The following is a 16838-nucleotide window of genomic DNA, read 5'->3' as shown; positions in this document are numbered from 1 at the left end:
AAGATCGAGATGTCCCCCGAAGACCACGACCTGCACCAGCCCCCCACCTTCTGGGAGCGGGTCCGCAACCGGCTTTCCCCCGGCGCCGCACGGCGTGCCGCCCGGCTGTCGGAACTGCGCCTGCAGATAGATGCGGTGCGCGACAAGGCGCTTCAGGTAATCGCCCATGCGGGCGAGGCACGCGAACGCTGGCTGTTGCTGCAGGAACAGGATCTTGATCTGGCCGTGTCCGAAATGCGGATGCTGGCCGCGGTGACGATGCAGGCGGAATTCACCCTGCGCGCCCAAAGCCAGCGCACCCGCTGCGACACCCTGCCCGAAGCGCAACTGACCGAGATGCTGGGCCAGCTGCACCACACGGTCGCCGCGCTGGAAGACCTGCGCACGGCCGCGGCGCTTTCGGCGCTGAAGGCGCGGCACGGGCTCTTGATGGCGCATCCCGAACCGCTTGGGCCCGCACCGCTTGGCCCCGAGGGGCGCCAGCCCGATCCGTCCCGCCCCGCCCCGCGGCGTCAGGGCAAGACCCGGGTGCTGAGCGCGGTTCCCGCCGCGGCGCGGCCGATGCCGACCGCGGTCTGAGCCTCAGCCGCGCAGCCGGGCGACCAGCCGCAAAGCCGGATCGACGACATACATCGCCAGCGGGATCAGCGCCATCCCGAAGATCAGCCCCAGCACGCCATCGCAGGCGGCCGTCACCAGCCATGCGGTAAAGCCGCCCGCGGGCAACAGATGCCCCGCCCCCTCGGCCAGATGGTGGATCGCGTCATAGGCGGCGGGCCAGCCCAGTTCCGCCGCGCCATGCAACAGGATCGAGCCGCCGACCCAGATCATCGCGGCGGTGCCGATGATCGACAGCGCCGTCATCAGCGGCGGCATCGCCCGCACAAGGCCGCGCCCGACCCAGCGCACCGGCGCAATCTTGCCCTTGCGGGCCAGCCACAGCCCGACATCATCGGCCTTCACGATCAGCGCGACGCCGCCATAGACCAGAACGGTGATGCCGATGGCCACCACCGCCAGCGCCAGCGTCTGCATCCAGAGCGGCTGCCCCGCGGGCAGCGAGGCCATGGCGATGGTCATGATCTCGGCCGAGAGGATGAAATCGGTCTTCACCGCGCCCGAGACCTTTTCGCGCTCCAGATGCGCGGGATCGCCCGCCGGATCGTCGTTCGGATCGACATGGCCATCGGCATGGGGGGCATGCGGGAACAGGACGTGAAAGACCTTTTCGGCGCCCTCGAAGCACAGATAGGCGCCGCCGATCATCAAAAGCGGCGTGATCACCCCGGGCGCAAAGGCCGAGAGGATCAGCGCGACGGGCAGCAGGAACACCAGCTTGTTGCGGATCGAGCCCATCGCGATCTTGCCGACGATCGGCAATTCGCGGCTGGCTTCGAACCCGTGCACATAGCGCGGCGTGACGGCGGCATCGTCGATGACGACCCCCGCGGCCTTCGCCCCCGCCTTGGCCGCGCCCGCGGCAACATCATCCACCGAGGCGGCGGCAATCTTGGCGATCCCCGCCACGTCATCCAGAAGGGCAAGAAGGCCGCTCATTCATGTCTCCCTTGGGTTTTGCGCGAAACTAGGGGGTGACTGCAAGCGGCGCAAGGGGGCGCAACCGGGGACCGCAGGTCGCTCAGAGGCGCGAAAACACCGCGTCGCGCAACCTGACCTTGGAATAAAACCCGAATTCCGGGTCGATATCGTCGCCCAGCTCCAGCCTGCCCTCGACGAGGATCGGCACGTTGAAGGGTTCCACCTCGACGACGCGACGGGCATAGATGGCCAGGATGTCGTCGGGCCAGGGCATGCCCGGTTCGCAGAACGGACAGACCGCCATCGGCCGGTTCGTCAGCACGAAGAACACCGAATTGGCCTTGAGCGGCGGCGCCATGTAGCCCCGGACCGGCAGCCGCTGCCCCTGCCTTGCCAGCGCCAGATCGGAAAAGCTCAGATCCTTGTTGTAAAGATCGCGCAGGCGGATCGGGTCTTCGGCCCGCACCGGACAGGCGGGCGCCAGCAGCAGGGCGGGCGCAAGGGCAAGAAAGCGGCGGCGGTGCATGGTCCCCCCCTGTGACGGAAAACGAAAAACAGGCCCCGGACCCCCGGGGCCTGCAGGATTGATCAGCCGATCACTCGGGCTTCACGGCATGGTTCATCACGTGGAAGATCACGTTCTGCTCGATCACGCCGCCAAAAAGATGCGCCCAGGGGCCGCGGGCATAAACCGCCACATCCTCGCCCGAATGGGTTTCCGACTCCATCGGCACCAGCGCCTGCTGGATGTAATCCTTGTCGGTCGCCTGATCTTCGGTCACCTCGGGACGCGCGCCCGAGAAGCTGCCGTCTTCCTGCTTCACCAGAACCGAGCCGACGCCGTTCAGATAGCCCGCCACGGTGAAGGGCTTGCCATCGGCGGCCAGGTTCGGCTTGCCGGTATGGGTCACGCCCTGCTCGTTTTCCTCCATGCACAGGCCAAGGATGTTCGAGCCGCGGCCGCAATAGCCGTTGAAGCTGATCGCATGTTCATGATCGGCAGTGACGATGATCAGCGTCTCTTCCGGGTTCGTCATCTTCATCGCCACCGCGATCGCATTGGCAAAGGCCTTGCCGTCGGTGACGGTGCGATACAGGTTGCCGTCATGGTTGGCATGATCGACGCGGCCGCCCTCGATGTTCAGATAAAAGCCGTTTGCGTTCGTCGAGAGCGTCTTGATCGCCGCTTCGGTCATTTCCGCCAGCGAGGGCTCGCCGGTGCGGTCGGTCTCGTATTTCATGTGGCTCGATTCAAAGAGCCCCAGCACCGGGGCATTGCCGCCCGTGCTCAGCGCGGTGAAATCGTCTTGCCCGAAGACCACCTGCGCGCCCATCGCCTTGGCTTCCTCGGTCAGGTCGCGGCCATCGGTGCGCTTGCCGTCCTTGCCCTCGACGTCCTTCACATCCTTGGGCAGGAAATGCGCCCGCCCGCCGCCCATGGCCACGTCGATCACCCCCGCTTTCATCTGGTCGATCAGCTGCGCGGCGATATCCTTTTGCGTGCAGCCCTCGGGCATCTTCGACGGATCTTCCCAATCGCGGTTCACGGTGCGGGCATAAACCGCGGCCGGGGTGGCATGGGTGATGCGCGCGGTGGACAGAACGCCGACCGATTTGCCCATGTCCGACACGATCTCGGCAAAGGTCTTCGTGCCCGCCGTCGCGCCCGCGGCGCAATCGCCGACATTGACGGTATCGAGCACGTTGATCATGCCGTTCTTCGTCTTGATCCCCGAATTCATCGCCGCCGCGGTGGGCGCCGAATCCGGGGTCTGGCCGTTCGAGGAATAGGTCTTCACCAGCGCCACATGCGGAAAGGTCTCCTGCGGCTGCACATAGTCGTCGCCCAGACCCCCGGCCTGCTGGCCCGAGAACAGCCGGATCGCATAGTTCGTGCCCACGCCGTTGCCGTCGGCGGTGAACAGGATCACGTTTTTCGCGGGCTTGGTGATCGGCGCCACCGTCATGCGCTCGGCGATCGTGGCTTGCCCGGCCTTGAACCAGTCGCTTTGCGCCTGCGGCAGATCCTCGGCCAGAACGGCGACCGAGGTAGCCAGGCAAAGGGCGGTGGAAAGAAGAAGACGAGTCATCGGTTATCCCTGCGGTTGGTGGCTGTTTCGCGGCGGACCCTAGGGGCGGTGCGCAACACATTTGCGACAGACCGCCGGTCAGGGAAAATTTACCGCCGTGCAAGTCCCTGAATTTAATATGTAATATAATAACATACGCAGGCCGGGGCAGGCTGCGCCGCGGCGGCGCACATGAAACTGTTACAAAGCCGCCGCCATAAGACGGCGATCCTTTGGCCCGCCGGAGACCCGCCATGCCCCTTTCGTGCCCCGCCCTGTCTTGCCCGCCGCTGCGGTCGCGCGCATGAGCCCGCGCGGCCTTGATCTGTGCCTTGAGGGGCTCGTGGTCACCGGCGAGGCCGGGCGCAGGCTGCTGGACGTGCCGCATCTGACCCTTGCGGCGGGCTCGGCGGTGGTGCTGCGCGGCCCCTCGGGGGCGGGAAAATCGACGCTGCTGCAGACGCTGGCCGGGCTGATCGCACCGCAGGCCGGGCGCATCCTTTGGGGCGGGCAGGATATCGCCGCCCTGGGCGAGGCGGGCCGGGCGGCCTTCCGACGCCGTTCGGTCGGGCTGGTGTTTCAGGAACATCTGCTGTTCGAGGAACTTTCGGCGCAGGGCAATGCCGGGCTGTCGGCGCTTTATGCCCCCGCCGCCGCGCGGGCGGCGATTGTGGCGCGGGGGGCTGCGGCGCTGGCGCGGCTTGGGCTGGATCAGACCGGAACGCGGCCCGCAGCCAGCTATTCGGGCGGCGAGCGGCAGCGCATCGCGGTGGCCCGGGCGCTCGCCACCGATCCGGCGGTGCTGCTGGCCGATGAACCCACGGCCAATCTGGATCGGGCCAATGCCGACCGTCTGGCCGCCGATCTGATGGCGCTGGCGCGTGACGCGGGGCGGACGCTGATCGTGGTCAGCCATGATCCGGCGCTGCAGGATCTGGCCGACCGGCGGATCGAGCTGCGCGACGGCAGGATCGTCGGCGATCAGCAGATCGGGGGGCAGGATGCGTGATCTGTGGCAGATGCTGCCGAACTGGGGCCAGGACAGCCTTTTGCTGCTGGCGCTGCTGGCGCCCGCGGCGCTGATCGGCGCGCTTGTGCTGCGCGGCTTTCGCCTTGGGCCGCTTTTGCGCGGGCTGATCCGGCGGCAACTCTGGATCAGCGCGGTCTTCACCCTGCTCATCGCGGTTTCGGTCGGGCTTGGTGTCGGGCTGATCGCGCAGGAACGCGGGCTGCGGCAGGGCACGGCACAGGCGGCGGCGAAATTCGATCTGGTGATCGCCGCCCCGGGCAGCGAATTCACCGCGATGCTGGCGGCGGTCTATCTGCAACCCTCGGATATGGCGCTGATCGACGGGCCGAGCTATGCCGCGATCGCCGCCCATCCCGAGGCGGCGCTGGTCGCGCCGATCGGCTTTGGCGACAGCTGGAACGGCCTGCCCTCGGTCGGCACGACGCCGCAATTCCTGCAGCATCTGGCCCCCGATCTGGCCGAGGGGCGGATCTTCGCCACCGGGGCCGAGGCGGTGGCGGGCGCGCGGGTGCCGATAGCGCTTGGCGCGCAATTCACCCCCGCGCATGGGCTCGGCCACGACGCCGAGGCCGAGGCCCACGCGGGCTTTTCCTACACGGTGGTCGGCCGCATGCCGCTGACCGGCACGCCCTGGGATCGCGCCCTTCTGGTGCCGATCGAGTCGGTCTGGTCGCTGCATGGCATGGGCTCGGGCCATGCCGAGGGCTGGGACGGCACGCTTGGCGCCGCCTTTGACCCGGCAGCCTTTCCGGGCACGCCCGCGGTTCTGGTGCGCGCCAAAAGCCTGGCCGCCAGCTACGGGATGCAGGCGGAATATGCCACCGATCGCACCATGGCCTTCTTTCCGGGCACGATCCTCGCGCGGCTGCATGCGCTGATGGGCGATATCCGGCAGGTGATGTCGGTGCTGGCGCTGATCACCCAGGTTCTGGTGACGGCGGGGGTTCTGGCCGGTCTGATGCTGCTGACGCGGCTGATCGCGCGGCGTCTGGCGCTGCTGCGCGGTCTGGGCGCCCCGCGCCGCTTCGTCTTCGCGCTGACCTGGGCCTATGCGGTCAGCCTGATCGGCCTGGGCACGGCGCTTGGGCTGGTCTTCGGCCTGGCCGCCACGGCGGCGATTTCCGCCGCCATCACCGCCCGCACCGACATTCTGGTGCAGTCGACCCTGGGCTGGCCAGAGCTGCATCTGGTGGCGGGCTTCTTCAGCCTGACCGCCGTTCTGGCGCTTTTGCCCGCCTTTCTGACGATGAACCGCCCCGTGATTGCCGATCTGCGGGGCTGAGCCAAGGAGTGTGCCGATGAACCCGATGATCCCGCTTCTGGCCGCACTGGCGCTGGCCTGCCCCGCGCTTGCCGAAGACGCCACGCCAGCCCCCGCCGAAGCCGCGCATGAGGCGCACGAGACGCATTCCAACCATGTCGCCAGCCTTGGCGCGGTGCGGTTGATCCATGCCTGGAGTCGCGCCACCGAGGGCGGCGAGGCGCTGGTCTTTCTGGAGATCGAAAACGACAGCCCGGCCGCGGTGACGCTGGAAGGGGGCGAGACCGCGCTGGCAAAGACCGTCGAGGTGGTGGGCTTTCAGCTGGCGGGCGGCGCGGGCCGCTATGTCGGGCTCGGGGCGCTGAAGGTGGCGGCGCGGGGCCATATGGCGCTGGCCCCCGAACAGGCGGCGCTGCGCCTGACCGGCCTGAGCGCGCCGCTGCATCCGGGCGAGACCTTCGCGATGGAGCTGCACCTGAGCAGCGGCCATGTGCCGGTCCTGGTGGAGATCGAGGCCGCCGACGCGCAACAGCACAGCCACGCCGGGCACAAGCACTGAGACGGGGGCCCCGAAGACGGCCCCCAACCGCGGCCCGGGCGGGGCTTACATCGAGAAAGAAATCCCGCAACCGCAGCTGGCCGTGGCATTGGGATTGTTCACCACGAACCGCGCGCCGATCAATTCCTGCGTGTAGTCGATCACCGCATCTTGCAGGAACGGCAGGCTGACCGGGTCGATCAGCACGCGCTGGCCCTCCCCCTCGATCACCAGATCATCGGGGGCGGCCACCTCCTCCAGCTTCAGATCGTATTGAAAGCCCGAACAGCCGCCGCCCTCGACCGCGACGCGCAGCGCCTTGGGCGTCGTTTCCTTCGCATTCAGTTTCGCCAGACGCGCAAAGGCGCGGGGGGTGACTTTCGGCGGCAAAAGCATCGCGTTGGACCTGTTCCGTTGTTCGCTTTAGAGTATAGGAGGGGCCATGCCCTGCGACAAGGTGAGGTGACGAATGCTGCAGCCCTATGCCTGCAATCCCGAGGCCAGCCGCGGTCGGCTGCATGCCGAAAGCTATTCCACCTTCCGCACGCCGTTTCAACGCGACCGCGACCGGATCATCCATTCCTCGGCCTTCCGGCGGCTGAAACACAAGACCCAGGTCTTTGTCGAACACGAGGGCGATTATTACCGCACCCGGCTGACCCATACGATCGAGGTGGCACAGGTGGCGCGCACGATCGCCGGGGCTTTGGGGCTGAACACCGATCTGGCCGAGGCGGTGGCGCTGGCGCATGATCTGGGCCATCCGCCCTTCGGTCACACCGGCGAGGATGCGCTGGCGCTCTTGATGGAACCCCATGGCGGCTTCGATCACAATGCGCAGGCGCTGCGGATCGTGACGCGGCTCGAACGCCATTACGCCGATTTCGACGGGCTCAACCTGACCTGGGAAACGCTCGAAGGCATCGCCAAGCACAACGGCCCGGTGGCGCAGCCGTGGAATTACGCGCTGGCCGAGGTGAATGCGGCCTGGGATCTGGAACTGACCACCAATGCCAGCGCCGAGGCGCAGGTGGCCGCCGTCGCCGATGACTGCGCCTACAACCACCACGACCTGCACGACGGTCTGCGCGCCGGGCTGTTCACGGAAGCCGATCTGTGCGAGTTGCCGGTGCTGGGCGAGTGCTTTGCCACGGTGGACAAGCTTTACCCGGGGCTGGACCCGATGCGGCGCCGTCACGAGGCGCTGCGGCGGGTCTTTGGCGTGATGGTCGAAGACGTGATCGCGGTAGCGAAGAACCGGCTGGAAAGCCTGCAGCCGCGTCATGTCGACGACATCCGGCAGATGCAGGGGCCGATCATCCGGTTCTCGAAGCCGCTTTACCAGAACATCAAGGCGATCAAGGGGTTCCTGTTCACCCGCATGTATCGCGCGCCCTCGGTGGTGGTGGAACGCCAGCGGGTGACGGCGATGGTCAATGCGCTGTTTCCGCTGTTTCTGGAACGCCCCGAGCTTTTGCCCGAAGATTGGCAGGCCGATGTGGCAAGGGCCCGGGCCAAGGGGCATGCGGAACTGGCGCGCACGGTGCTGGATTACGTCGCGGGCATGACCGACCGTTTCGCCATTCAGGAATACCACCGGCTGTTCGGCGACGCCTGAGCCCGCCGAAACGGCCGGAGGGCTTGCCAGCTTCGCCCCCCCCGGCCATCGCCCGCGCTGGAACCGCCGCTTTCCCCGACACCGCCCGCAACGGAGGGCCGCCCATGAAAATCGCCACTTTCAACATCAACGGCATCAAGGCCCGCGCCGAGGCCCTGCCCGCCTGGCTGCGCGCGGCCGAACCCGATGTCGTGCTGCTGCAGGAAATCAAATCCACCGACGAGGCCTTTCCGCACGAGGTTCTGGACGGCACCGGCTACACGGTGCACACCCACGGGCAGAAAGGCTTCAACGGCGTCGCGATCCTGTCGCGCCTGCCGGTCGAGGACATCACCCGCGGCCTGCCCGGCGACGAGAGCGACGAACAGGCCCGCTGGATCGAGGCCACGGTGATCGGCACCCGCGCGGTGCGGGTCTGCGGGCTTTACCTGCCCAATGGCAACCCCGCGCCCGGGCCGAAATACGACTACAAGCTGGCCTGGATGGCGCGCATGCAGGCGCGGGTGGAAACCCTGCTGCAGACCGAGGAACCGCTGGTTTTCGCGGGCGATTACAACGTGATCCCGCAAGACGAAGACGCCGCGAAACCGGAAAGCTGGCGCGAAGATGCGCTGGCCCTGCCGCAAACCCGCGCGGCCTTCCGGCGGCTTTTGAACCTTGGCCTGACCGATGCCTTCCGCGCCCGCGTGCCGGGTCCGGGGCAGTATTCCTTCTGGGATTATCAGGCGGGCGCGTGGCAAAAGAACAACGGCATCCGCATCGACCACCTGCTGCTCTCGCCCCAGGCGGCCGATCTGCTGCGCGATGCGGGCATCGACAAGGAGGTGCGCGCGGGCGAGAAACCCTCGGACCATGTCCCGGTCTGGATCGAGCTGAACGCCTGAACGGCGCCTTACTTCTGCGGCGCCGTCACATCGTGGCCATAGACCCAGTCGAAGCGGCCCAGCACCTTGCCCGGCGCAATCGCCGAAGCCGTGCGCAGCGCCAGATGGCCGACCACCCGCGCCGGACCCGACAGGTGATAATTGCGGGCGTTTTCATTCGCCGCCTCGACGATCGCCTCGCAGCGCGACCGCCGCGCCGCCTGATAGGCGGCCAGCCCCTCGGCGTCGCTTTCCGCCTCGGCCAGCGAGGCCGCCAGCACCCAGGCGTCTTCCAGCGCCATCACCGCGCCCTGCGCCATGAAGGGCAGCGTCGGATGCGCCGCATCGCCCAGGATCGCCGCGCCCCGCCCCTGCCAGACCCGGGCCACACGGTGCCGGAACAGCCCCCAGAGCCAGGGCTCCTTCACCGTTTCCAGCCAGTCCTGCACCTGCGGGCAGAACTCCTCGAAAGCCGCCAGCAGGCTCATCGGATCGTCGCGGTGAAACCAGCCCTCGGCGGTCCAGCGCTGGCGTTCCTCGACCGCCACGATGTTGCGCAGCCCCCGCCCGATCGGATAGCTGACCAGATGGCGCCCGTTGCCCATGAAGACCTGCGCCACCTTGGGCTCGGCATCGTCACAGGGGACCAGCGTGCGCCAGGCGACCTGATGGGTGAAAAAGGGCCGCCCCTCGCCGTTCAGCGCGCGCCGCACCCGCGATTGCAGGCCATCGGCGCCGATCAAGAGGCCGGTCTCGATCTCCTCACCCTTGAGCAGCTTCAGCCGCGGCGCATGCGGGCCCAGCGTCACCTCGGCCACGCGATGCTGCAGCTTGATCTCGACCCCCGCCGCGCGGGCGCCTTCGGCCAGAAGCTCGATCAGCCGGGCCCGATGCACGAAGCGATATTCCTGGCCCGGGCGCAGCTTCGCCAGATCAAGCCGCACCACCCGCGTCCCGGTCTCGCCCTCGCGCAGCTCGATCGCCTCGGCCTGCGGACCGGCCGCCGCCAGCGCCTCGCCCAGGCCAAGCGCATGCAGCACCCGCGCGCCATTGGGCGAAATCTGCAGGCCCGCGCCGACCTCGCGGATCGCATCGGCCTGCTCCAGCACCGTCACCTCGGCACCCCGCAGCGCCAGCGCCCGGGCCACCGCAAGACCCGCGACCCCGGCCCCGAGCACCGTCACCTTCCGACCGATCAACACGACCAGACCCTTTCCGACCAACGGCCCCCGCCGACCCGGAGACCTCTTTCCAAATAAAAGCACCGGCCCCTACTGGTGCCGGTGTCCCATGTCCCTGCGCGAAATCAACCCCCCTGCGCTGGGGCGTCGCGTCGCACCCCCCCAAACGCGCCGCCCGCGGCCGCCCGGCCGGGGTCAGTCGTCGCGGTGCACGCGCTCGCGGCGTTCGTGTTTTTCCTGCGCTTCCAGCGTCATCGTGGCGATCGGACGGGCGTCAAGACGCTTGAGCGAGATCGGCTCGCCGGTCATTTCGCAATAGCCATATTCGCCATTCTCGATCCGGCGCAGCGCGGCGTCGATCTTCGAGACCAGCTTGCGCTGCCGGTCGCGGGTGCGCAATTCCAGCGCGCGGTCGGTTTCCTCGCTGGCGCGGTCGGCCAGATCGGGGACGTTGCGCGCCGATTCGGCAAGACCTTCGAGGGTTTCGAGCGATTGTTCCAGCAGCTCCGATTTCCACGCCGTGAGCTTGCGGCGGAAATATTCAAGCTGCCTTTCGTTCATGAAGGGCTCGTCCTCGGCGGGGCGGTAATCGTCGGGAAGGAAGGTCTCGGCTTTCATCGCGTCACTCACTGTCGGGCCCTCGGTTCTGTCGGGGTTGCCCCCCGGCACCGCTCGGCGCTCCCATACCCTAACCCGCATGGGTTGTCACGCCCCGCTTTGCGGCCGCGGCATCTTTCATGCCATGGCCTTGCACGACGCTTGCGGCATTTTCGGGGCGCGGCTAGGCTTTCCGTCCAACCGCGCAAGGAGAGGCAAGTGCAGTTCAGCTCGACCCGGGATTATGTCGCGCCGCCCGATCTGATCGTGGCGGTGAATGCCGCCGTCGCCCTGGAACGGCCGCTGCTGGTGAAGGGCGAGCCGGGCACGGGCAAGACCGAACTGGCCCGCCAGATCGCGGCGGCTCTGGATCTGCCGATGCTCGAATGGGCGGTGAAATCGACGACGAAGGCGCAACAGGGGCTTTACGAATACGATGCCGTCTCGCGCCTGCGCGACAGCCAGCTGGGCGATGCGCGGGTGAACGAGGTGCGCAACTACATCCGCAAAGGCAAGCTCTGGCAGGCCTTCGAGGCGGAGGCCAAGGTGGTGCTTCTGATCGACGAGATCGACAAGGCCGACATCGAATTTCCGAACGACCTTTTGCAGGAACTCGACCGGATGGAGTTCCACGTCTACGAGACCGGCGAGACGATCCGCGCCCGCCATCGGCCGATCGTCATCATCACCTCGAACAACGAAAAGGAACTGCCCGACGCGTTTTTGCGGCGCTGCTTCTTTCACTACATCCGCTTCCCCGATGCCGAGACGCTGAAGGCGATCGTGAAGGTGCATTTCCCCGCGATCAAGGAGGCGCTGCTGAGCGCGGCCCTGACCCGGTTTTACGAAATCCGCGAGACGCCGGGGCTGAAGAAGAAGCCCTCGACCTCCGAGGTGCTCGACTGGCTGAAGCTGCTTCTGGCCGAGGATCTTGCGCCCGAGGATCTGAAGGCCGATCCGGCGAACCTGCTGCCGAAGCTGCACGGGGCGCTTTTGAAGAACGAGCAGGATGTGCATCTGTTCGAGCGGCTCGCCTTCATGGCCCGGCGGCAGACGCGCTGAGGCGCGTTTCGCCCGCTGTCGCGGGCGACTCACAGGGGGGGGCGCTGCCCCCCTCTTTTGCGCGTGCCGCGCAAAATTCACCCCCCGGGATATTTTCGCCAAGGTGAAACGAAACCCGGGGCGCGCGCCTTTCACCTTGGGGCAAATATCCCGGGGGAGTCCCGCAGGGACGGGGGCAGAGCCCCCTGCCCGGCCCGAGACAGGCGGAACATGCCGCAAAGCTGCGACCTGCCGTCGCAGCCGGGCTTTGCCTTCCGGCTTTGCTGTCCTAGAACAGGGGGCGGACAAGGGAGAGCGTGCGATGGTGGATGAGGCTTTGGTGATTTTCACGCCCTCGGGCAAACGCGGCCGGGTGGCCAAGGGCACGCCGGTTCTGGCGGCCGCCCGGGCGTTGGGGGTGGATCTTGATTCCGTCTGTGGCGGGCGGGGGATCTGTTCGAAATGCCAGATTGCCCCCGGCGTGGGAGAATTTCCCAAGCATGGCGTCACCGTCGGCGCCGAGGCGCTGAGCCCGATCAACGCGGTCGAGGCGCGTTACGACCGCATCCGGGGCCTGAAGGAAGGCCGGCGTCTGGGCTGTCAGGCCTGCGTCATGGGCGATGTGGTCATCGACGTGCCCGCCGAGAGCCAGGTGCACAAGCAGGTGATCCGCAAATCCGCCTCCGAGCGGGTGATGGAGATGGACCCGGCCACCCGGCCGCTTTACGTCGAAGTGGCCGAGCCCTCGATGCAGGAACCTTCGGGCGATTTCGAACGCCTTGCGGCCGCTTTGGAAAGCCAGTGGCAGATCAAGGGATTGCAGGCCGATCTTGCGGTGATGGCGGGCCTGCAGCCGGTCTTGCGCAAGGGCAACTGGCAGGTCACGGCGGCGGTGCAGGAGGCGGGCGACGGCTCCGCGCCCCGTCTTGTCGCCGTTTTCCCGGGCCTGCGCGAGGCGCCGCTTTACGGGCTGGCGATCGACCTTGGCTCGACCACCATTGCAGGCCATCTGGTGGCGCTCGACGATGGCTGGGTGCTCGCTTCCTCGGGGCTGATGAACCCGCAGATCCGCTTTGGCGAGGATCTGATGAGCCGCGTGAGCTATGCGATGATGAACCCCGGCGGCGCGGCCGAGATGACCGCGGCCGTGCGCGGCGCGCTTGCGACGCTGGCCGAGGCGCTGGCGCTGGAGGCGGGCGTTGAGAAGGCCGCCGTGGTCGAAGCGGTGGTGGTCTGCAACCCGGTGATGCACCATCTGCTTCTGGGGCTTGATCCGGTCGAACTGGGTCAGGCGCCTTTCGCGCTGGCCAGCGGTCAGGCGCTGAACCTGTCGGCGGGGGAAATCGGACTGACGCCCATTGCCGCCGGCGCGCGCGCCTATATCCTGCCCTTGATCGCGGGCCATGTCGGGGCGGATTGCGCGGCCGTCGCGCTCTCGGAAGCGCCCGAAACCCGCGAGGATCTGTCGCTCATCGTCGATGTCGGCACCAATGCGGAAATCCTTCTGGGCAACAGCACCCGGGTTCTGGCCTGTTCCTCGCCCACCGGCCCGGCCTTTGAAGGGGCGCAGATTTCGTCCGGGCAGCGCGCGGCGCCCGGCGCGATCGAGCGCATCGAGATCGACCCTATGACCAAGGAGCCGCGGTTCCGCATCATCGGCAATGACCACTGGTCGGACGATCCGGCCTTCGGCACGCCCGAGATCACCGGCATCTGCGGCTCGGGCATCATCGAGGCGGTGGCCGAGATGCGCATGGCGGGAATTCTGGACGCCTCGGGGCTGATCGGCTCGGCCGAGCAGGTGGGCAGCGCGCGCTGCGTGCCGATGGGGCGGACGCAGGAATATGTGATCCATGACGCAAGCGCCGCAGGCGGGCCGCGGATCACCGTGACCCAGGGCGACATCCGGGCGATTCAGCTTGCGAAATCCGCGCTTTACGCGGGCGCGCGGTTGCTCATGGACGAGATGGGGGTGGACCGGGTCGACCGGGTCGTGCTGGCCGGGGCCTTTGGCGCGCATATCAGCCCGAAACATGCGATGGTGCTGGGGATGATCCCCGATGTGGGGCTGGACGCGGTCAGCTCGGCGGGCAATGCGGCCGGAACCGGGGCGCGGATGGCGCTGTGTTCGCGCGCCGCGCGCCGCGCGATCGAGGCGCAGGTGCAGCGGATCATCAAGATCGAAACCGCGATCGAGCCGCGCTTTCAGGAGCATTTCGTGGCGGCCAATGCGATTCCGCATGCGACCGATCCGTTCCCGGAACTGGCCGCGGTGGTGCGCCTGCCCGAGGTGAGTTTCAACACCGGCGGTTCGGGCGATGGCGGCACCCGGCGTCGGCGGCGGGGCTGAACGTTGGGCGCTTGACGCGCCCGGCGTCATCGCATATCTGAACGGCAACGCGGGTGTAGCTCAATGGTAGAGCCGCAGCTTCCCAAGCTGATGACGAGGGTTCGATTCCCTTCACCCGCTCCAATCCCCTTTCAGGCCCGGTTTTCCCGATCAGTTCCGGGGCTTACGGCCCCGTCCTAGCGTTTCGGGCATGGATGCGGCCGGGGCAAATGCCCGCCGCCTTCAGCATCGCGACAGCCCGCGAAGGCCGCCTTCCTCCGCCCTGCGCATCCCCCCTTGCCTCTCCACCGACTGGAGGGGTTGGTGGTCCCGGATCACTCCCGGCAGGCGCACCGGCAGGAAATGGCGCAAGAGGTTGGGTTGAGAGAACATTCCTCCGTCGAATCGCATGAATGGCAGGTTGGCGGCATGGATTGCGCCGCCTGGCCATTCTGCGGCAGAACGTGGCGATCGCGCCGGGGCTGAAGGCGGTGTTCCGAATCACCGCTCTGGCCGGGATCACCGGACTGGGGCTGGCACCCCCGGCCGGGTCTCAGGCCGCCCGGCTTTCCGCCATCTCGTCCTCGACCCGGAACACGCCGCTGAGCTCCTTGAGGGTGCGCGCCTCGTTCAAAAGCCCCTGCGTCGCGGCCGAATTTTCCTCGAACATCGCAGCGTTGTGCTGGGTGACCTGATCAAGCTGGTTCACCGCCGCCGTCACCTCGCTGATGCCTGCCGATTGCTCGGTCGCCGCACTTGCAATGCCGACCAGCAGCCCGTCCAGCTCGGTCACAAGGGTTTCGATCTGTTCGAGCGCCGTGTCGGAACGCGAGGCCAGATCCACCCCCGAAGCCACCTGCCGCGACGAGGTGTCGATCAGCGTCGCGATTTCGCGCGCCGCTTCCGAGGACCGCTGCGCCAGCGCCCGCACCTCGGAGGCGACGACGGCAAAGCCGCGCCCGGTTTCGCCCGCCCGCGCCGCTTCCACCCCGGCGTTCAGCGCCAGAAGATTGGTCTGAAAGGCGATGTCGTCGATGACGCTGGTGATGCGCGAGATCTGTTCGGAGCTGCGTGCAATGTCGTCCATCGCCTGCGCGGTCTGGCGCACCACATCGCGCCCGGTGGCCGTGGTGGCGCGGGTCCGGCTGACCGCCTGCGCCGCCGTGCGCGCCCCGGCGACCGAATTTTCCACCGAGGAGGCCATCTCGTTCATCGCCGCCGCGGTTTCCTCCAACGAGGCCGCCTGCATCTCGGTCCGCCGTCCAAGCTCGCTCGAAGCGGTGCTCAGATGGCGCGTTTCCAGTTCCACCACATCGGTCGCCCGCACGATCGAGGCGATCAGCCCCGACATCTTCGCCAGAGCGGCGTTGAAATCGAGCCGCAGATTTTCGTAAGAGTCCGGGAAGGTCTGGGTGATCCGCGCGGTCAGATCGCCCGCAGACATCGCGCGCAGACCCGCGGCCAGCGTGCCAACCACATGATTTTGCTCGTTCATCTGCGCCTCGCGCGCGGCCTCTTCGCGGCGGCGCTGCTCTTCGCGCTCAGACAGGCGCCGGGCCTCGTCCTGCAGGCGCTCGCGTTCCAGCTCCGCCTCGCGTTGGCGCATCTCTTCCTCGCGCGCGCGCGCCTCGGATTGCGCCTTGGCCAGCGCGGCTTCCTGCGCCTTGCGCTGCAACTCCATCTGCGCCTTTTCATGCATCGAGAGCCGGAACACCTCGATCGCTTTCGCCATGTCGCCGACCTCGCTGCCCAGATCGGTGCAGGGAACCGGACTTTCGGCATCGCCCGCGGTCATCCGCTCCATCCGGCCATGCACCAGCGCCAGCGGTTTGGTCACGCTGCGCGCCAGCCCCGTCGCCGCCGCCACCAGCACCAGCGCCACCAGCGCCATCGAGATGAAGCTGACCTTGCGCAGATGTCCAAGCGCCGCGGTGATGTCGCTGACATAGGAGCCGGTGCCGACGATCCAGCCCCAGGGGGTGAAATCGCGCACGAAACCGATCTTTTCCTCGGGCGTGTCGGTGTCGGGTTTCTGGAACAGATAGCGCAGCGACCCGGCCCCCGCGGCCTTGGCGATGGCGATCATTTCCTGATAGATCTTCGTGCCTTGCGGGTCCGTCAGCTCGATCTGCGAGGTGCCGATCCAATCGGGTTTGAACGGATGCGCCACCACCGTTGCGCTGTGGTCGATGACGAAGAAATAGCCCGAATCGTCAAAGCGCAGCCCGGAAATCCGCTTCGCCCCCTCGGCCTGCGCGGTGGCCAGATCCATCTCGCCCGCGGCGACCTGCTTTTCCAGCTCGACCAGCACGCTGACCGCGGTATCGGTCACATCGCTCAGATGCTGCCCCCGCATCTCATAGGCATTTTCGACGGCGAAATGCAGCAGCGTCTCGGACAGGACGAGAAGCGACAGCGAGGCGAGCGCCACGATGGTGTAGATGCGAGCGGAGATGCCCCAAAGGCGCATGATATCGGGTCCTTTCAGAAAGGCTGACGTGTGGGGACAGAACCGGGGGCGGTGCCGCAGCCGTGCCGGGCGCCCTGCCCGGCCGGGCAGACGCTTGGGAAGCTGGCCCGCGTGCGGGGTCGGGATGTCATATGCGCCCTCAAGCCGAACTGTCGAATCCCGCCCAGTGTCGCGCAACAAAGAAAAGATTCGGTTCATCGTCGCGGCGATTTCCGCCGGGATCACCGTGACAGAGGTCAAATCCGCAGGGTGACGCAGCGGAATATTGCAAGGCATATGAATCAAATGCGAGCGACCAGCGC

General features: G+C 67.3%; 15 protein-coding genes and 1 tRNA gene. 9 read left to right on the top strand and 7 right to left on the bottom strand.

Annotated features, from left to right (window positions below):
• Nucleotides 1-9: 9 nt before the first annotated feature.
• Nucleotides 10-579, top strand: a complete 570-nt coding sequence (locus ACTTAG_RS06150; protein WP_444464650.1) for a hypothetical protein — start codon at nt 10-12, stop codon at nt 577-579.
• A 3-nt stretch (nt 580-582) separates the two neighbouring features.
• Here the strand turns inward: ACTTAG_RS06150 and ACTTAG_RS06145 are convergent, their stop codons facing one another.
• The 3 genes from ACTTAG_RS06145 to ACTTAG_RS06135 all read right to left on the bottom strand — a co-directional run bounded on the left by ACTTAG_RS06145 (nt 583) and on the right by ACTTAG_RS06135 (nt 3629).
• Complete coding sequence (locus ACTTAG_RS06145) at nt 583-1557, bottom strand: DUF808 domain-containing protein (RefSeq protein WP_444464649.1); 975 nt, start codon at nt 1555-1557, stop codon at nt 583-585.
• Nucleotides 1558-1639: 82 nt separating this feature from the next.
• Entirely contained in the window at nt 1640-2065 is a 426-nt protein-coding gene (locus tag ACTTAG_RS06140) for a hypothetical protein (protein ID WP_444464648.1), read from the bottom strand.
• Between the two features lie 70 nt (nt 2066-2135).
• On the bottom strand, nt 2136-3629 hold the full coding sequence (locus tag ACTTAG_RS06135; protein WP_444464647.1) for an alkaline phosphatase: 1494 nt from the start codon (nt 3627-3629) through the stop codon (nt 2136-2138).
• A gap of 283 nt (nt 3630-3912) precedes the next feature.
• Here ACTTAG_RS06135 and ACTTAG_RS06130 point away from each other — a divergent pair, with 283 nt between their 5' ends.
• Genes ACTTAG_RS06130 through ACTTAG_RS06120 form a run of 3 tightly spaced genes read left to right on the top strand, consistent with a single transcriptional unit; the run spans nt 3913 to nt 6458 of the window.
• Nucleotides 3913-4617, top strand: a complete 705-nt coding sequence (locus ACTTAG_RS06130) for an ABC transporter ATP-binding protein (protein WP_444464646.1) — start codon at nt 3913-3915, stop codon at nt 4615-4617.
• Nucleotides 4610-5920, top strand: coding sequence for an ABC transporter permease (locus ACTTAG_RS06125; RefSeq protein WP_444464645.1), 1311 nt, complete (start codon nt 4610-4612; stop codon nt 5918-5920). Before ACTTAG_RS06130 ends, ACTTAG_RS06125 begins: the two co-directional genes overlap by 8 nt.
• 16 nt (nt 5921-5936) lie before the next feature.
• Nucleotides 5937-6458: a copper chaperone PCu(A)C gene (locus ACTTAG_RS06120; RefSeq protein ID WP_444464644.1), complete on the top strand. Its 522-nt coding sequence runs from the start codon at nt 5937-5939 to the stop codon at nt 6456-6458.
• 45 nt (nt 6459-6503) lie between these two features.
• Here ACTTAG_RS06120 and ACTTAG_RS06115 read toward each other — a convergent pair whose 3' ends face one another.
• On the bottom strand, nt 6504-6833 hold the full coding sequence (locus ACTTAG_RS06115) for a HesB/IscA family protein (protein ID WP_444464643.1): 330 nt from the start codon (nt 6831-6833) through the stop codon (nt 6504-6506).
• Between the two features lie 73 nt (nt 6834-6906).
• On the opposite strand from ACTTAG_RS06115, the gene ACTTAG_RS06110 reads away from it, so the two are divergent.
• Nucleotides 6907-8055, top strand: a complete 1149-nt coding sequence (locus tag ACTTAG_RS06110; protein ID WP_444464642.1) for a deoxyguanosinetriphosphate triphosphohydrolase — start codon at nt 6907-6909, stop codon at nt 8053-8055.
• 104 nt (nt 8056-8159) lie between these two features.
• The gene (gene xth, locus ACTTAG_RS06105; protein ID WP_444464641.1) at nt 8160-8939 is read left to right on the top strand and encodes an exodeoxyribonuclease III; all 780 of its coding nucleotides are present in this window, start codon (nt 8160-8162) and stop codon (nt 8937-8939) included.
• Nucleotides 8940-8947: 8 nt separating this feature from the next.
• Here xth and ACTTAG_RS06100 read toward each other — a convergent pair whose 3' ends face one another.
• Nucleotides 8948-10120 carry an FAD-dependent monooxygenase gene (locus tag ACTTAG_RS06100; protein WP_444464640.1) on the bottom strand — a complete coding sequence of 391 codons (1173 nt, stop codon included), beginning with the start codon at nt 10118-10120 and terminating at the stop codon, nt 8948-8950.
• Between the two features lie 174 nt (nt 10121-10294).
• A complete protein-coding gene (dksA, locus tag ACTTAG_RS06095) occupies nt 10295-10717 on the bottom strand; it encodes an RNA polymerase-binding protein DksA (protein WP_444464639.1) in 423 nt (140 codons plus the stop codon).
• Nucleotides 10718-10915: 198 nt separating this feature from the next.
• Here dksA and ACTTAG_RS06090 point away from each other — a divergent pair, with 198 nt between their 5' ends.
• The 3 genes from ACTTAG_RS06090 (at nt 10916) to ACTTAG_RS06080 (ending at nt 14210) form a co-directional block, all read left to right on the top strand.
• Nucleotides 10916-11758 (top strand): AAA family ATPase, encoded by an 843-nt coding sequence (locus ACTTAG_RS06090; RefSeq protein ID WP_444464638.1) that lies wholly within the window; start codon nt 10916-10918, stop codon nt 11756-11758.
• Between the two features lie 301 nt (nt 11759-12059).
• Nucleotides 12060-14087: an ASKHA domain-containing protein gene (locus ACTTAG_RS06085; protein ID WP_444464637.1), complete on the top strand. Its 2028-nt coding sequence runs from the start codon at nt 12060-12062 to the stop codon at nt 14085-14087.
• 49 nt (nt 14088-14136) lie between these two features.
• Nucleotides 14137-14210 (top strand) — tRNA-Gly (locus ACTTAG_RS06080).
• Nucleotides 14211-14619: 409 nt separating this feature from the next.
• On the opposite strand, the gene ACTTAG_RS06075 is transcribed toward ACTTAG_RS06080, so the two are convergent.
• Nucleotides 14620-16536: a methyl-accepting chemotaxis protein gene (locus ACTTAG_RS06075; protein ID WP_444464636.1), complete on the bottom strand. Its 1917-nt coding sequence runs from the start codon at nt 16534-16536 to the stop codon at nt 14620-14622.
• Nucleotides 16537-16838: the final 302 nt, after the last annotated feature.

Source organism: Rhodobacter capsulatus, assembly GCF_052363185.1.
Taxonomy (GTDB): Bacteria; Pseudomonadota; Alphaproteobacteria; order Rhodobacterales; family Rhodobacteraceae; genus Rhodobacter; species Rhodobacter capsulatus_E.
The sequence above is the reverse complement of the archived record's forward strand: the minus strand, read 5'-3'. Positions and strand labels throughout refer to the sequence as shown.

Excerpts from the sequence above, each read along its gene's own strand:
- ACTTAG_RS06145 (WP_444464649.1), bottom strand. The coding sequence starts at position 1,557 with ATGAGCGGCCTTCTTGCCCTTCTGGATGACGTGGCGGGGATCGCCAAG.
- ACTTAG_RS06110 (WP_444464642.1), top strand. The coding sequence starts at position 6,907 with ATGCTGCAGCCCTATGCCTGCAATCCCGAGGCCAGCCGCGGTCGGCTG.
- ACTTAG_RS06085 (WP_444464637.1), top strand. The coding sequence starts at position 12,060 with ATGGTGGATGAGGCTTTGGTGATTTTCACGCCCTCGGGCAAACGCGGC.
- ACTTAG_RS06140 (WP_444464648.1), bottom strand. The coding sequence starts at position 2,065 with ATGCACCGCCGCCGCTTTCTTGCCCTTGCGCCCGCCCTGCTGCTGGCG.
- xth (WP_444464641.1), top strand. The coding sequence starts at position 8,160 with ATGAAAATCGCCACTTTCAACATCAACGGCATCAAGGCCCGCGCCGAG.
- ACTTAG_RS06125 (WP_444464645.1), top strand. The coding sequence starts at position 4,610 with ATGCGTGATCTGTGGCAGATGCTGCCGAACTGGGGCCAGGACAGCCTT.
- ACTTAG_RS06130 (WP_444464646.1), top strand. The coding sequence starts at position 3,913 with ATGAGCCCGCGCGGCCTTGATCTGTGCCTTGAGGGGCTCGTGGTCACC.
- ACTTAG_RS06075 (WP_444464636.1), bottom strand. The coding sequence starts at position 16,536 with ATGCGCCTTTGGGGCATCTCCGCTCGCATCTACACCATCGTGGCGCTC.
- dksA (WP_444464639.1), bottom strand. The coding sequence starts at position 10,717 with ATGAAAGCCGAGACCTTCCTTCCCGACGATTACCGCCCCGCCGAGGAC.
- ACTTAG_RS06135 (WP_444464647.1), bottom strand. The coding sequence starts at position 3,629 with ATGACTCGTCTTCTTCTTTCCACCGCCCTTTGCCTGGCTACCTCGGTC.
- ACTTAG_RS06120 (WP_444464644.1), top strand. The coding sequence starts at position 5,937 with ATGAACCCGATGATCCCGCTTCTGGCCGCACTGGCGCTGGCCTGCCCC.
- ACTTAG_RS06115 (WP_444464643.1), bottom strand. The coding sequence starts at position 6,833 with ATGCTTTTGCCGCCGAAAGTCACCCCCCGCGCCTTTGCGCGTCTGGCG.
- ACTTAG_RS06150 (WP_444464650.1), top strand. The coding sequence starts at position 10 with ATGTCCCCCGAAGACCACGACCTGCACCAGCCCCCCACCTTCTGGGAG.